Here is a 14,979-nt window from a genome sequence, read left to right as displayed (position 1 = left end):
TCAGTAGGTCAGTTCGAGCACGGTCGTGTGCTCGGTGGCGGCGGGCCAGGTCAGGCCGGTGACGCGTTCGCCGTTGAACTCGCCGGTCACCGCGCGCGGGGCGCCGCCGCCTTCCAGGCGCAGCCGCGAGGTCGACACGCCCGCGCCCTTGGGCGGCACGCCGGCCGGCGGGCTCTTGCCGTCGAAGCGCATCGTGTCGCGCTGTGCATCGAAATACCCGCGCGGCCGCGTGAATACCACCACCGAGCTCGCCCCGTTGTCGGCCGGCGTGATGCGCTCGGGCCGCAGATGCACGAAGTTGCTGCTGCGCGGGAACGGGCTGCGGTAGATGTGCGTGGTGCCGTTGCCGGGCGTGGCCAGAACGAACTCATGGGCCGTGTCACCGCGCGCCTTGAAGGGCCCCCAGCGGCCGTCCGCACCAATGGCCTGGGTGAGAGCGGCGCTCCCTAGCCGCGCGCCGGTGGTCGGGTCGACGGCGTAGACGGTCACCGTCGCGCCGTTCAGCGCCTGGTTTTCCGCGCCGATCACGCGGCCACCGAGCACTACGTTCGCCTGCGCCGCAACGTCCGTGCTGCGCGGCGCCTGGCCCGTCAGAAACTGCCACGTCGCCGCGAACGCGGGCGGCGAGAACGAGGTTTCGCGGTGGTCCACACGCGGCAACACCACGTTGGTCGCGCCCTTGAGCGCCGGCCCGTCGAAGCCGATGTTCGTCGGCTTGCCCGGCGCGCCGATCCACACGCCGTCGGGCTGGGCGTACTTGTCGTTGTTGTCGGAGCGCAGGGTCATCCACTTCACGCCCGGCGTGGCCTCGTCACCGTTCGGGCCCTTCGGCGCATTGAGCTGCTGCATGAAGCCCGACAGCCCCGAGAACTCGTTGTTCTCGCGAAAGCCCTTCACCGCCCAGATGCCGTGCGCCGGGTTGCCGCCCAGCACCACGTGGCTCACCACGGCCGCGCCGCCGCCGTTCTGCACGTAGTTGCGAATGGTGTTGCCCCCGCGCGAGTTGCCGATGAGCACCACCTTGCCGGCACCGGTGGCCTTGAGCACCTTGTCGACCTCGGCCTTCAGGAACGCGGCCGATTCGGCGGTGGAGCTGCGCCCCGGCTGGGCCACGGCGTCGTCGTCGCGCGCCAGCGGGTTGGGCTGGTCGAAGGCAAACAGCCGGTCGGCCGGCCAGCCGTTCGACTCGAAACGCCAGACCGTGGTTTGCCACAGCGCGGCCGAATCGCCGTTGCCGTGCACGAACACGATGGGCGGGCGTTCGGCATATGACGGCGCGGGAGAAGAGGTGGCGCAGGCGGTCAGCATGGCGGTGGCGGCTGTCCCGATGACGGCCATGGCAAGAAGGGTACGACGGGATTGCATGTTTCGTTCCTGGGGGCTGGAGTCCACGTGAAAACGCCCGCCGGCGTGAAAGCGGGCGGGCGCTGGATGCTAGGGGAACAATGTGTCAGGCGAAGACGCCCGCCGTGTCCTGCATGCGGGCCGACACTTCGCCCAGGTGGTGCAGGGTGTCGCCGAAAGTCAGTTCCATCTGCGTGAGCTTGCGGAAGTAATGGCTGCCGATGTACTCGTCGGTCACCCCGATGCCGCCATGCAGCTGCACCGAGTTGGCCGCCACATAGCGCATCGACGTGCCCAGCTGGTACTTGGCGCGTGCCAGCGCCTGGCGGCGTTCGTCGGCCGGGGCGTTGAGCTTGAGCGTGGCGTAGTAGCTCATCGAGCGCGCAAGCTCCAGCTGCATCTTCATGTCGGCGACGCGGTGGCGCAGCGCCTGGAAGCTGGAGATGACCACGCCGAACTGCTTGCGCTGGTTCATGTAGTCGACGGTCAGGGCAACGGTCTTGTCCATCACGCCCACCGCTTCGGCGCAGGTGGCGGCAATGCCCACGTCCACCGCGTGCTCCAGCGCGGCCAGGCCGTCCGCGGTGATGAGCGTGGCGTCAGCCTTGTCGAACACAACCTCGGCTGCCCGGGCGCCATCCTGCGTGCTGTAGCCGCGTGCTTCCACGCCGCTGGCGCTGCGCTCGACCAGGAAGAGGGCGATCTTGCCGTCCACCTTGGCGGGCACGATGAAGGCGTCGGCTTCGTCGCCCACGGGCACCACGCTCTTGGCGCCGGTCAGCGAGTAAACGTCGCCCGACTTCACGGCCGTGGCGTCGCACACGTCCAGGCGGTAGCGCGCCTTGCGTTCCTGGTAGGCCAGCACCACGATGGCCTGGCCGCCCGCGATGCGCGGCAGCCAGGCGGTCTTGACCTCTGTGCCGGCGTAGCCGCTCAACACGGCGCCGGCGATCAGCGTCTGGGCGAAGGGCTCCAGCACGATGCCGCGGCCCAGTTCTTCCATGACGACCATGCCGGCCACCGGGCCCATGCCCAGGCCGCCGTCGTCCTCGCCGATGTACAGGCCGCCAAGTCCGAGCTCGGCCAGTTCGTCCCAGGCCTCGCGCGAGAAGCCGCCCTTGGCCTCGATGCCGCGGCGGCGCTCGAAGTCATAGCCCTTGTCGACCCACTTGCGAACGGCGTCGCGCAGCTGTTCCTGGTCGTCGGAAAAGTTGAAGTCCATGTGTATCTCCGTTAGTTCTGAGCTTGGTCGAAGGGCTCAGCCCAGAACCGTCTGCGCGACGATGTTGCGTTGCACTTCGTTGGAGCCACCGTAGATGGTGGTCTTGCGCATGTTGAAGAAGGTCGACGTCAGCGGCGCGAGCGCCGGGTTGCCGCCCGGGAAGTTGCCTTGCCAGCCGGCTTCCATCGCTTCGCGGATCAGCGGCAGCGAATAGGGGCCGCCGGCCAGCATCATCAGCTCGGCGTAGCGCTGCTGGATTTCGCTGCCGCGAATCTTCAGCAAGCCGGCCACGTCCAGCGAGTTCTTGCCGGAGGTGGCGGCCGAGAGCACGCGCAGCACCATCATTTCGAGCGCGACGATGTCGACTTCAAGCTTGGCGATCTCATCGCGGAAGCGCTGGTCTTCATATACGCCTTCGCTCTTGGCGATGCGTTTCAGGCGCTCGAGCTCGCGCTTGGCGCGGTTCACGTCGGCGATGTTGGTGCGTTCGTGCGAAAGCAGGTGCTTGGCGTAGGTCCAGCCCTTGTTCTCTTCGCCGATCAGGTTCTCGGCCGGCACTTCGACGTTGTCGAAGAACACCTCGTTCACTTCATGGCCGCCGTCGAGCAGCTTGATCGGGCGCACCGTGACGCCGGGCGACTTCATGTCCAGCAGCAGGAAGCTGATGCCGGTCTGCGGCTTGCCTTCGGTGCTGGTGCGCACGAGGTTGAACATCCAGTCGCCGTACTGGCCGAGCGTGGTCCAGGTCTTCTGGCCGTTGACGATGTATTTGTCGCCCTGGCGCTCTGCCTTGGTCTTCACCGAGGCAAGGTCGGAACCCGAGCCGGGTTCGCTGTAGCCCTGGCTCCACCAGACTTCGCCGCTGGCGATGCCGGGGAGAAAGCGCTTTTGCTGCTCGGCATTGCCGAAGGCCATGATCACCGGGGCCACCATCACGGGGCCGAACGGGATGATGCGCGGCGCGCCGGCCAGAGCGGTTTCTTCCTCGAACAGGTGGCGCTGAATGGCCGTCCAGCCCGGGCCGCCGAATTCCTTCGGCCAGCCGTAGCCCAGCCAGCCCTTCTTGCCGAGGATCTTGGCCCAGCCTTGCAGATCGTCGCGCGTCAGTTCGAGCGCGTTGTGCACCTTGTGCGAAATCTCCGTGGGGAGGTTTTCCTTGACCCAGGCGCGAACTTCTTCGCGGAACTTTTGTTCTTCGGGTGTGAAGCTCAAATCCATGCGTGCCTCGCTGTGTTGATCGGTTCACCGCAGACGCGGTGTGTCTCCGGAACTTCGAGTTTTAGCACGGTCGTGCTGTGAAACGGTGTCCGCGCCGCGACAAGGAAGCGGGCACGGATAATCCCGCCTCCCATGAAGAACATCGTGATCCTGATTTCCGGCGGCGGCTCCAACATGGCGGCCATCGTGCGCGCCGCCGAGGGCGAGCGCTGGGCCGAACGCTTCGGCGCCCGCATTGCCGCCGTGGTGAGCAACAAGGCCGAGGCCGGTGGACTGGCGGTGGCCCAGTCGCACGGCATTGCCACGGACGTGGTGCCGCACAAGGACTTTGCCAGCCGCGAGGCCTTCGACGAGGCGCTGGCACAGAGGGTCGACGCCCACGCGCCGGCGCTGGTGGTGCTGGCCGGGTTCATGCGGATCCTGACGCCGGGCTTCGTGGGCCGCTACGCCGGGCGGCTGGTGAACATCCATCCCTCGCTGCTGCCGGCCTTTGCGGGGCTGCACACGCACCAGCGCGCCATCGACGCGGGCTGCAAGGTGGCCGGCGTCACGGTGCACCAAGTCACCACCGAACTCGACCACGGGCCGATCCTGGCGCAGGCCGTGGTGCCGGTTTTGCCGGACGACACCGCCGCCACGCTGGCCGCGCGGGTGCTCGCGCAAGAGCACCTGTTGTATCCGCGTGCCATTGCTGGATGGCTTGAAGATACATTGAGTCACAAAGCTTAAAGTTGTTTATATTCGCGGGTTTTCGGGAGTGTTGACGTGAAGACCCAATCGTTGCTGTGGACCGCCTTTGGCGCCGCCATTCTGTTGGCGGGCTGCGCCGCGCCGGCGCCCGCACCGGCACCCGCGGCACCCGCGCCGCCGCCGGAACCGGTCTTTCAATGCAGCGCCGACGGTGCCCGCTTTGCCGTGGGCCAGCCCCTGACGCCCCAGCTGGAAGCCGCCGCCCGTGTGCGCGCAGGCGCAGGCACCGTGCGCGTGCTGAAGCCCGGCGAAGCCGCCACCACCGAACTGAACGGCGGGCGGCTCAATCTCGATGTGGATGCACGCAACCGCGTGAGCGACGTCCGCTGCGGTTGACGCTTTCATTGCTATAAAAAGATAGCAAACTGTTGAGGATGGGCGTGCGTATGCCGCCCGTCCAGCAGGTCAGATCGGCGTGAAGCGTTGCTGCGGCACGCCATCGATTTCGATGCTTTCGCCAAACATGGCGGCCGGGCGGACCCAGAGTCCGTGGGCGCCGTACAAGGCGCGGTACAGCGTCATCGGCTCCAGCGTCTCGCTGTGGCGCACGGTGCCGACCACCTCGTATTCGCCGCCCTTGTAGTGACGGTAGCGGCCGGGGGGTGTTTCGATCAGGGGCGGGAGGTCGTTGTCGTTCAATGGGCTTCTTTCAAAAACGGTCGGGCTTGATGTGACAGGAGTCGGATGGATCGCGCTGATTTTGTTCACCTGGTCCGGCTGAGCGAGCATGCCAGCGCGGACGACAGTGCGCGCTATCGACGCAGCGTCGCGGCCTTTGCCGCGCTCGGCTATGTGTGGGTGCTGGGCTGCCTTGGACTTGCGCTGGGCCTGATTGTCTGGGTGCTTTCGTCGATCCGGGCGGAGCGCTTCAGCTTCACGCGCGGCTGGGTGCTGCTTTTTGCCGGCGGCCTGCTCTGGGCCACGCTGCGCGCGCTCTGGGTTCGCTTTGACGAGCCCGAGGGCGTGGAACTGCAGCGCGAGGACGCGCCCGCGCTGTTCGAGGCGCTGGACCGCATTCGCGGCAAGATCAAGGGACCGCCGGTCCACCACGTCTACCTGGACGACGAATTCAATGCCAGCATTCGCCAGGTGCCACGCTTCGGCCTGTTCGGCGGCGCCATCAATTCGCTGAGCATCGGGCTGCCGTTGCTGATGATGCTCGACCGGCGGCGCCTGCTGTCGGTGCTGGCGCACGAGTACGGTCACCTGCGCGGCAACCACGGCAAGCTGAGCGCGTGGATCTACCGCACGCGGCTGTCCTGGCTCAAGCTCGATGCCAACCTGCAGCGCAGCGAAGGCGTGATGGCGGTGTTCTCGCAGGCCTTCTTCCGCTGGTATTTCCCGCGCTTTGCCGCCAAGACCTTCGCGTTGGCCCGCCAGGACGAGTACGAGGCCGACCGCATCTCGGGCCGTTTGCTCGGCACGTCGGTGGCCGCCGCGGCACTGACCGAAATTGCCATCAAAGGCAACTGGTACGCCAACGAGTTCTGGCCCTGGCACTGGTCCCGCGCCGAGCACGACCCGCAGCCGCCGGGCCCGTTCTCGGCGCTGCGCAAGCGGGTGCGCACGCCGCCGAGCGACGAATTCGCGCGCCAGGCCCTGCGCGACGCCCTGCGCCGCGTGAGTGACCTGGACGACACCCACCCCGTGTTGCGCGACCGGCTCGAGGCGCTGCAGCAGAAGGCGGCGCTGCCCGATTGGTCGCAACGCTCTGCGCTCGAGTTGCTGGACGACCGCAAGAAGTGGATCGAGTACTTCGACAACCGCTGGCGCCGCGCCCATGCGGCCGACTGGAAGCAGCACCATGCGCACCGCTCGCGCATCCGCGAGCGCATTCTGGCGCTGGCCGCCCGCGGCGAGCACAACACGCCTGACGAGATGGTCGAGTGGGCTGATTCCGAACGGCGGCTCGATCCAGCCGCGCCGGTGCGCGTGCGCTACGAAAGCGCCCTGCGGATCGCGCCGGAGCATCCGGGCGCGCTGCGCGGCCTGGCGCAGATGCTCCCCGCCAGCGACCGCGAGGCCCGCCTTGCCGTGCTCGAGCGGCTGCATGACTCGGGCGCCGCCAGCCGCTGGTGGGCCGCCCGCAGCGCGGTCGGTTCGCTGGAAGACCCTGACGCGGGTCCGCACGACGAAGAGGCGCTTAAACTGTGGCGCGGCCGGCTCAAGGAAGCGGAGGAGGCGGAGGAACGCGCCTGGGAGGAGATCACCGGCACGCCGTTCTTCAGCCAGATTGCGCGGCACGACCTGAACGACTACGAACTGGGCGAGTTGCGCGCCGACCTCGTGCGCTGCCTGCCCGCCTCGCGGGCCTGGCTGGTGCGCAAGACCCTGCGCGAGTTTCCTTGGCGCCGTGCCTATATCGTCTTCGTCGACCTGCCGGGGCTGGACGACGACGACCGCTGGCAGATGTGCCGCCAGCTGGAGCAGACGCTCACGCTGCCGGGCGCCGCGCTGGTGCTGTGGGCGGGCCATTCGCCCACGGTGCAGGACATCGAACGGCACGCCTTCGGCGAGGTCTGGGCGCGCGTCGCATAGCCTTTTGAGGGGCGGCGGCCGCCGGGGGTCGGCTGGCTGAGACAATGGGGGGATGCACCCCAAAGCCCTGTTGGAGGCCACCGCCGATCTGGTCGGCCTTGTCCTGAAATTCGATCACCCGGCCGACCAGGTCGTTTCGCGCTTTTTCCGCGACCACCGCGAGTTCGGCCCGCGCGAGCGTGCGACGCTCGCCGAAACCGTCTACACCGTGCTTCGCAAGAAGCTGCTGTTCGACCACCTCTCGCCTTCGGGCTCCGGTTCCAAGGAACGCCGCATGGCGATCCTGGGCTTTCACGGCCCACGCGATTTCCTGAAGAGCGCACTGAACGACACCGAGAAGCGCTGGCTCGACAACTGCGACGCCGTCAAGCCGGACGACCTGCTCGAGCGCCATCGCCACAACCTGCCCGAATGGCTGGTCGCGCCGCTCAAGGCACAGCTGGGCGACGGCTTCTGGCCGCTCGTTGAAAGCTTGCAGCAGCCCGCACCGCTCGATTTGCGCGTCAACGCGCTGACCGACAAGCGGGCGGAAGTGAAGGCGGAGCTTGCGAAGGCTGCTATCAAATCTGTAGTAACTCCGTTTTCGCCCTGGGGCTTGCGCATCGAAGGCAAGCCGGCGCTGACCAAGCTCGACGCCTTTGCCCGCGGCGCCATCGAGGTGCAGGACGAAGGCTCGCAGCTGCTTGCACTGCTGCTGGACGCGAAGCGTGGCGAAATGGTCGTCGATTTTTGCGCCGGCGCGGGCGGCAAGACGCTCGCCATTGGCGCCACGATGCGCAACACCGGGCGCTTGTATGCGTTCGACACGTCGGCGCACCGGCTCGACGCGCTCAAGCCGCGGCTGGCGCGCAGCAAGCTGTCGAACGTGCATCCGGCCGCCATTGCGCACGAGCGCGACGACCGCATCAAGCGCCTGGCGGGCAAGATCGACCGCGTGCTGGTGGACGCGCCATGCTCGGGTCTGGGCACGCTGCGGCGCAACCCGGACCTGAAATGGCGCCAGTCGCTCAAGTCGGTGGGGGAACTGACGGTCAAGCAGACAGCCATCCTGCAAAGTGCTTCCCGCTTGGTGAAATCGGGCGGGCGTCTGGTTTACGCCACGTGCAGCGTACTGCCTGAGGAAAACGAGGCCATTGCTGAAGCCTTCAGCGCCGCCAACCCCGATTTCGAGCTGGTTGAGGCCGCGGAACTGCTGCAAGGCCTCAAAGTGGAGGGTTCCGAGGCGCTGTGCGCTGGCGGGGAGACCGGCCGGCGCTATCTGCGCCTGTGGCCGCACCGCCATTCCACCGACGGTTTCTTTGCCGCAGTGTGGAACCGCAAATAGGCGCGCTACTCCAAATGAGGGTTAATCTGCGCTTTTATTGAAGGTTTAAGGGCCTGTTTCAGGCTCGCCCCTTTAAAATCGCGGGTTACCTTAAGGCTGCACCTTCGTGTGGCCATGGAGTACCTGACTCAATGTTGCTTCCTGAATCCGCCGTTCTTGACGCGGCCATCCAATGGCTCGGACACGGCCTCTGGGACCTCGCTTGGTGGCAAGTCGTGTTGTACACGCTCGTTACCACGCACATCACGATCGCCGCGGTCACCATCTTCCTGCACCGGACGCAAACGCACCGGGCCATGGACCTGGGCCCGATTCCTTCGCATTTTTTCCGCTTCTGGCTGTGGCTTGGCACCGGCATGGTGACCAAGGAATGGGTGGCGATTCACCGCAAGCACCACGCCAAGTGCGAAACCGTCGACGACCCGCACAGCCCGCAGGTCAAGGGCATCGACGAAGTGCTCTGGCGCGGCGCCGAGCTGTACCGCAAGGAGTCGAAGAACAAGGAAACGATGGAGCGCTACGGTCACGGCACGCCGGATGACTGGATCGAGCGCAACCTGTACACGCGTTACAGCTGGCAGGGCGTCGGCCTGATGCTGGTGATCAACCTGGCGCTGTTCGGCACGCTCGGCATGGCCGTGTGGGCGGTGCAGATGCTGTGGATTCCCATCACTGCAGCCGGCATCATCAACGGCATTGGCCACTACTGGGGCTACCGCAACTTCGAGGCGCAGGACGCCAGCCGCAACATCATGCCTTGGGGCCTGATCATTGGCGGTGAAGAGCTGCACAACAACCACCACACGTACCCGACCTCGGCCAAGTTCTCGGTCAAGAAGTACGAATTCGACATTGGCTGGGTCTACATCCAGGTGTTCCAGAAGCTGGGCTGGGCCAAGGTCAAGAAGGTGCCGCCGAAGATGCAGATGGGCGACATCCAGCCCGTGGCCAACGAGAAGACGCTTGAGGCTGTCATTGCCAACCGCTATGAAGTGATGGCTGGCTATGCGCGCGAAATGCGCCATGCCACCAGCCTGGAGCTGGAAGCGCTGAAGACCAAGGGCGGCGACCTGTCGGCGCTCAAGGCTGCCAAGCGCTGGCTTCACCGTGACGACGACAAGGTGCCTGCGTCGGCCCGCACGCATGTTGTGCAGGCCCGCGCTGCCCACCCGGTGCTCGACAAGATGGTGACGATGCGCGAAGAGCTGCGCCAGCTCTGGTTGAACACCTCGCAGTCGCGCGAGCAACTGGCGGCCGATCTGGCGGCCTGGTGCCACCGTGCGGAAGCCAGCGGCATTGCCGGTCTGCGCGACTTCTCGACCCGCCTGCGTTCGGCGCGCGCCTGACGCGAAAGTCCCACGGCGAGAGCCCGGCACTCACTGAAAAGCCGGCCTTGATGGCCGGCTTTTTTACGCCTGGAATTCCTGTGGCGCCTTTGTTTCTTTTCAGTAGCAGAAGCGACAAAAACGGCAGGCAACAAAAAACCCGCTGGGTAAGCAGCGGGTTTTTTGATGGGGGAAACCGAGGCTGAATTACTTCAGCTTGATTTCCTTGTATTCGACGTGCTTGCGCGCCTTCGGGTCGAACTTCATGATCGACATCTTTTCAGGCATCGTCTTCTTGTTCTTGCTGGTCGTGTAGAAGTGGCCGGTACCCGCAGTGGATTCCAGCTTGATCTTTTCGCGTCCGCCTTTGCTCGTTGCCATGATTCAGCTCCTTAAGCTTGGCCGCGTGCGCGCAGGTCTGCGAGCACGGCGTCGATACCGTTCTTGTCGATCAGGCGCAGGGCAGCGCTCGAAACGCGCAGGCGAACCCAGCGGTTTTCTGTTTCGACCCAGAAACGGCGATATTGCAGGTTCGGCAGGAACCGGCGCTTGGTTTTGTTGTTGGCGTGGGAAACATTGTTTCCGACCATCGGGCCTTTGCCCGTTACGTCGCATACGCGTGCCATGAGGACACTCTTTCTTGAACAGCTGGCACCGCTTGCAACAGGAAAGTCGCAGGGTGTTTTGCAGCTTGACCTCGCCAGAAACGGGTGGCGGTACCCCGACTTTGCCGCAACCTGCCCCTCGTTGAAGGGTGGCCGTATTTCGGCAAAGCCTCAGATTATAGCCCTTTCGGGCTGAGCTGGCCTAGAGCGTGCCGTCTTGCTCCAGAAACCGCTGTGCGTCCAACGCTGCCATGCAGCCCGTGCCGGCGCTGGTGATGGCCTGGCGGTACACGTTGTCCTGCACGTCGCCGGCGGCGAAGACGCCCGGAATGCTGGTCATCGTGGCAAAGCCTTGCAGGCCCGAGCGCGTCAGGATGTAGTTGTCCTTCATGTCCAGCTGGCCCTGGAAGATGTCGGTGTTGGGGTGGTGCCCGATGGCAATGAAGCAGCCCTTGAGGTTGATGTCCTCGGTGGCGCCGGTCTGCGTGCTCTTCACGCGGATGCCTATCACGCCGGTGTTGTCGCCCAGCACCTGGTCGAGTTCGCTGTGCAGCTTCAGCACGATCTTGCCTTCGGCCACTTTTTCCATCACCTTGTCGATGAGGATGGGCTCGGCGCGGAACTTGTCCCGGCGGTGTACCAAGGTGACTTTGTTGGCGATGTTGGCCAGATACAGCGCTTCTTCCACGGCCGTGTTGCCGCCACCGATCACGCAGACTTCCTGCTCGCGGTAGAAGAATCCGTCGCAGGTGGCGCAGGCCGAGACGCCGCGGCCCATGAACTTTTCTTCGGAGTCCAGGCCAAGGTACTTGGCCGACGCGCCTGTCGCAATGATCAGCGAATCGCAGGTGTAGGTGGCGCTGTCGCCGGTCAGCGTGAAGGGGCGCTTGCTCAGGTCGACCTTGTTGATGTGGTCGAACACGATCTGCGTGTTGAAGCGCTCGGCGTGCTCTAGAAAGCGCTGCATCAGCTCGGGGCCTTGCACGCCGTGGACGTCGGCCGGCCAGTTGTCGACCTCGGTGGTGGTCATCAGCTGGCCGCCCTGGGCGATGCCGGTGATGAGCAGGGGCTTCAGGTTTGCGCGGGCCGCGTAGACGGCGGCGGTGTAGCCGGCGGGGCCGGAGCCGAGAATCAAAACCTTGGCGTGTTGGGGTGCGGACATGAGTAGAAAACCTAGGATGGACGCTGCATCAGCGTGTACATTTTCAGGGTGGTAGCGATATATATGGAGTATCACTGCCCGGTTCAACACCGGGTAAACGGTGTTTTCAATGCGCGCGATTGTAGTAATCCATGGGCTCGTCTTTCGGGTTGCGCCGTGCGCTGTCTCAGGGATTGTTAAATGTCGATGCTGTCCAACCTCGAATTGCTTCGGCGCGTTCCTTTGTTCGCGTCGCTGACGGCCACACAGTCTGCAAGCATCGCGGACGCGATCATCAAGAAGCGCTTCAAGCGTGGGGAAATGGTTGTCGAGCAGGGCAAGAAGTCCGACGCGCTCTACATCATCCTGACAGGCCGCGCGCGTGTCACCAGCGCCGACAGCCGCGGGCGCGAGGTCATTCTGGCCACGCTGCATCCCGGTGACTACCTGGGCGAGATGAGCCTGATCGACGACGAGCCGCATTCGGCCACCGTGCGCACCGAAATCCAGTGCGACGTGCTCATGCTGGGCCGCGACGCCTTCGCGCGATGCCTGCCCGAAAACTCCTCCATGGCCTACAACATCATGCGTGGCCTGGTGCAGCGACTGCGCCACGCCGACCGCAAGATCGAGTCGCTGGCGCTGATGGACGTGTATGGTCGCGTGGCCCGCTCGCTGCTCGAGTTCGCCATCGAGGACGGCGCCGGCAACCTCAAGGTGCGCGACAAGATCTCGCGCCAGGATCTGGCCAAGATGGTTGGCGCCTCGCGCGAAATGGTGAGCCGCGTGATGAAGGACCTCGAAGAGCGCGGTTTCGTGCAGACCCAGGAAGACGGGTCGATGATCGTCAAGGAGCGGCTCCTGTCCCTCGCCTGAGCCTGCGGGTCGGGCCCCGCCGCTGGCGGCCCCGGCCTTTTGTTGTAGTGTTCGTGCCTCCGGCCCCTGTTTTACTGGGCCGGTTGCCGTGTTTTTCATGACCTATTCGCTCAATACGCTTCAATCTTCTTCTGCCGCCGAGGGCCAACCTGTGCGCGCTCGCGCCATGCGCTTCGCCCACGAAATCACACTGATCGCAGGATTCGCAGCGTTGTTGTTCTGGCTGCTCGCCATGCTGAGCTTCACACCTTCGGATGCCGCCTGGTCGACCTCCGGCACGGGTGGCGAAATCAAGAACTGGGGCGGCCGCATCGGCGCCTGGCTTGCCGATGGCAGCTATTTTCTTGCGGGTTACTCCGTCTGGTGGTGCCTGGCCGCCGGGCTGCGCGCCTGGCTCTCGTCGCTGGCCGGCTGGCTGCGCGGCGGTGAACACGCGCCGGCGGTCGAGCAGGCCCCGCGCGGGCGCTTCAACCGCAGCCGCGTCGCGTTCTGGTTCGGCCTTGTGCTGCTGCTGTGCGCGAGCGCCGTGCTCGAATGGTCGCGCCTGTACCGCCTCGAAGGCCATCTGCCGGGTTCCGGCGGTGGTGCGCTGGGTGTGCTCGTGGGGCCGTCCAGCGTGCGCTGGATGGGCTTCACCGGCTCGGCGCTGATGGCCATTGCCGGTGGCGTGATCGGTTCGGCGCTGGTGTTCCGCTTCTCGTGGAGCCTGATTGCCGAGCGCATCGGTGCGCGTGCCTATTCGTTGTTCGAGTCGCGCCGCGAAAAGCGCGAAATGGCCGCAGACATCGCCCTGGGCAAGCAGGCCGCCCGCGAGCGCGCCGGCGACGAAGAGCCGGTGCCCGCGCCGCGCGCAAAAAAGACGCGCGCCGCCAAGGAGGCCACGTTCGGCGACACAAGCCCGCAGGAGCCGAGCTTCGACGACGAAGAGGAAGAGGCGGCCTTCGATCCGCCCCCGAAGCGCCGCGCCCCGTCCCCGCCGGTGCAGATCGAACCCGCGATGACCGAGGTGCCCAAGAGCGACCGCGTCGTCAAGGAGCGCCAGAAACCGCTCTTCAAGGAGCTGCCGGACAGCAAGTTGCCGCAGGTCGACCTGCTCGACGCCGCGCAGGTGCGCCAGGAAACGGTGTCCTCCGACACGCTCGAGATGACCTCGCGCATGATCGAGAAGAAGCTCAAGGACTTCGGCGTCGAGGTGCGCGTGGTGCTGGCCTCGCCCGGCCCCGTGATCACTCGCTACGAGATCGAGCCCGCCACCGGCGTCAAGGGCTCGCAGATCCTGGGCCTGGCCAAGGACCTGGCGCGCTCGCTCTCGCTGGTGTCGATCCGTGTGGTCGAGACCATCCCGGGCAAGAACTACATGGCGCTCGAACTGCCGAACGCCAAGCGCCAGTCGATCAAGCTCAGCGAAATCCTGGGCTCGCAGATCTACAACGAAGCCAAGTCGATGCTCACCATGGGCCTCGGCAAGGACATCATCGGCAACCCCGTGGTGGCCGACCTCGCCAAGATGCCGCACGTGCTGGTGGCCGGTACCACCGGCTCGGGCAAGTCGGTGGGCATCAACGCGATGATTCTGTCGCTGCTCTACAAGGCCGAGGCACGCGACGTTCGCCTGCTCATGATCGACCCGAAGATGCTTGAAATGTCGGTCTACGAAGGCATTCCGCATTTGCTGGCGCCCGTGGTCACCGACATGCGCCAGGCCGCGCACGGCCTGAACTGGTGCGTGGGCGAAATGGAGCGACGCTACAAGCTCATGAGCAAGCTCGGCGTGCGCAACCTGGCCGGCTACAACACCAAGATCGACGAAGCCAAGGCGCGCGAGGAGTTCATCTACAACCCCTTCAGCCTCACGCCCGACGACCCGGAGCCGCTCAAGCGCGAGCCGCACATCGTGGTGGTCATCGACGAGCTGGCCGACCTGATGATGGTGGTCGGCAAGAAGATCGAAGAGCTCATCGCCCGCCTCGCGCAGAAGGCGCGCGCTGCCGGCATCCACCTGATTCTTGCCACGCAGCGGCCCAGCGTCGATGTGATCACCGGCCTCATCAAGGCCAACATTCCGACCCGCATCGCGTTTTCAGTGGGCTCGAAGATCGACAGCCGCACCATCCTGGATCAAATGGGCGCCGAGGCGCTGCTGGGCATGGGCGACATGCTCTACATGGCCAGCGGCACGGGCCTGCCGATTCGCGTGCACGGCGCCTTCGTGAGCGACGAGGAAGTACACCGCGTGGTGGCCTACCTGAAGAGCCAGGGCGAGCCCGACTACATCGAAGGCGTGCTCGAAGGTGGCACGGTCGACGGCGACGGTGACGGCGACATGCTCGGCAGCGGCGATGCCGAAAAAGACCCGATGTACGACCAGGCCGTGGAGGTCGTGCTGAAGAACCGCAAGGCCAGCATCTCGCTGGTGCAGCGCCACCTGAAGATCGGCTACAACCGCGCCGCGCGGCTGGTCGAGGACATGGAAAAGGCCGGCCTGGTCAGCGCCATGAGCGGCAGCGGCCAGCGCGAAATTCTGGTGCCGGCGCGCGCGTCGGAGTAATTGACTCCGGGGCTTTTGCGAATTCGGTTACGTGCTGAAAGGCAATTTGCAAAAGCGCCACTCGGCATTGCAAATCTTCATCCAGACC

14 protein-coding genes are annotated in these 14,979 nt (G+C 65.4%); 7 read left to right on the top strand and 7 right to left on the bottom strand.

All coding sequences use genetic code 11. From position 1 onward, the window contains the following. From VLK31_RS02950 to VLK31_RS02940, 3 genes are all read right to left on the bottom strand, one after another. The gene (locus tag VLK31_RS02950; protein WP_409166872.1) at positions 1-1,365 is read right to left on the bottom strand and encodes an alpha/beta fold hydrolase; all 1,365 of its coding nucleotides are present in this window, start codon (positions 1,363-1,365) and stop codon (positions 1-3) included. Between the two features lie 85 nt (positions 1,366-1,450). Then, positions 1,451-2,566, bottom strand: coding sequence for an acyl-CoA dehydrogenase family protein (locus VLK31_RS02945; RefSeq protein WP_409166871.1), 1,116 nt, complete (start codon positions 2,564-2,566; stop codon positions 1,451-1,453). 36 nt (positions 2,567-2,602) lie between these two features. Next, on the bottom strand, positions 2,603-3,784 hold the full coding sequence (locus tag VLK31_RS02940) for an acyl-CoA dehydrogenase family protein (RefSeq protein ID WP_409166870.1): 1,182 nt from the start codon (positions 3,782-3,784) through the stop codon (positions 2,603-2,605). A gap of 132 nt (positions 3,785-3,916) precedes the next feature. On the opposite strand from VLK31_RS02940, the gene purN reads away from it, so the two are divergent. Together purN and VLK31_RS02930 are read left to right on the top strand one after the other, a co-directional pair. Then, positions 3,917-4,513: a phosphoribosylglycinamide formyltransferase gene (purN, locus tag VLK31_RS02935; RefSeq protein WP_409166869.1), complete on the top strand. Its 597-nt coding sequence runs from the start codon at positions 3,917-3,919 to the stop codon at positions 4,511-4,513. 36 nt (positions 4,514-4,549) lie between these two features. Beyond that, positions 4,550-4,870, top strand: a complete 321-nt coding sequence (locus tag VLK31_RS02930) for an I78 family peptidase inhibitor (RefSeq protein WP_409166868.1) — start codon at positions 4,550-4,552, stop codon at positions 4,868-4,870. A 69-nt stretch (positions 4,871-4,939) separates the two neighbouring features. On the opposite strand, the gene VLK31_RS02925 is transcribed toward VLK31_RS02930, so the two are convergent. Further along, complete coding sequence (locus VLK31_RS02925) at positions 4,940-5,173, bottom strand: DUF1653 domain-containing protein (protein WP_409166867.1); 234 nt, start codon at positions 5,171-5,173, stop codon at positions 4,940-4,942. Between the two features lie 45 nt (positions 5,174-5,218). Here VLK31_RS02925 and VLK31_RS02920 point away from each other — a divergent pair, with 45 nt between their 5' ends. From VLK31_RS02920 to VLK31_RS02910, 3 genes are all read left to right on the top strand, one after another. Then, positions 5,219-7,072: a M48 family metalloprotease gene (locus VLK31_RS02920; protein ID WP_409166866.1), complete on the top strand. Its 1,854-nt coding sequence runs from the start codon at positions 5,219-5,221 to the stop codon at positions 7,070-7,072. A 52-nt stretch (positions 7,073-7,124) separates the two neighbouring features. Then, the gene (locus VLK31_RS02915; protein WP_409166865.1) at positions 7,125-8,396 is read left to right on the top strand and encodes an RsmB/NOP family class I SAM-dependent RNA methyltransferase; all 1,272 of its coding nucleotides are present in this window, start codon (positions 7,125-7,127) and stop codon (positions 8,394-8,396) included. 131 nt (positions 8,397-8,527) lie between these two features. Next, on the top strand, positions 8,528-9,742 hold the full coding sequence (locus VLK31_RS02910) for a fatty acid desaturase (RefSeq protein WP_409166864.1): 1,215 nt from the start codon (positions 8,528-8,530) through the stop codon (positions 9,740-9,742). 186 nt (positions 9,743-9,928) lie between these two features. Here the strand turns inward: VLK31_RS02910 and rpmG are convergent, their stop codons facing one another. From rpmG to trxB, 3 genes are all read right to left on the bottom strand, one after another. After that, positions 9,929-10,102, bottom strand: coding sequence for a 50S ribosomal protein L33 (gene rpmG / locus VLK31_RS02905; RefSeq protein ID WP_007830291.1), 174 nt, complete (start codon positions 10,100-10,102; stop codon positions 9,929-9,931). A gap of 11 nt (positions 10,103-10,113) precedes the next feature. Next, entirely contained in the window at positions 10,114-10,347 is a 234-nt protein-coding gene (gene rpmB, locus VLK31_RS02900; RefSeq protein WP_007830293.1) for a 50S ribosomal protein L28, read from the bottom strand. A 181-nt stretch (positions 10,348-10,528) separates the two neighbouring features. Further along, the gene (gene trxB / locus VLK31_RS02895; protein ID WP_409166863.1) at positions 10,529-11,488 is read right to left on the bottom strand and encodes a thioredoxin-disulfide reductase; all 960 of its coding nucleotides are present in this window, start codon (positions 11,486-11,488) and stop codon (positions 10,529-10,531) included. Positions 11,489-11,668: 180 nt separating this feature from the next. Between trxB and VLK31_RS02890 the strand changes: the two genes are divergently transcribed. Further along, a complete protein-coding gene (locus VLK31_RS02890) occupies positions 11,669-12,343 on the top strand; it encodes a Crp/Fnr family transcriptional regulator (RefSeq protein ID WP_409166862.1) in 675 nt (224 codons plus the stop codon). A gap of 97 nt (positions 12,344-12,440) precedes the next feature. Then, positions 12,441-14,891 (top strand): DNA translocase FtsK, encoded by a 2,451-nt coding sequence (locus tag VLK31_RS02885; protein WP_409166861.1) that lies wholly within the window; start codon positions 12,441-12,443, stop codon positions 14,889-14,891. The last annotated feature ends 88 nt before the right edge of the window (positions 14,892-14,979 follow it).

The organism is Variovorax sp. H27-G14 (assembly GCF_046156345.1).
Taxonomy (GTDB): Bacteria; Pseudomonadota; Gammaproteobacteria; order Burkholderiales; family Burkholderiaceae_C; genus Variovorax.
Note: the sequence above shows the minus strand (reverse complement) of the source record. Positions and strands in the feature narration are given on the sequence as shown.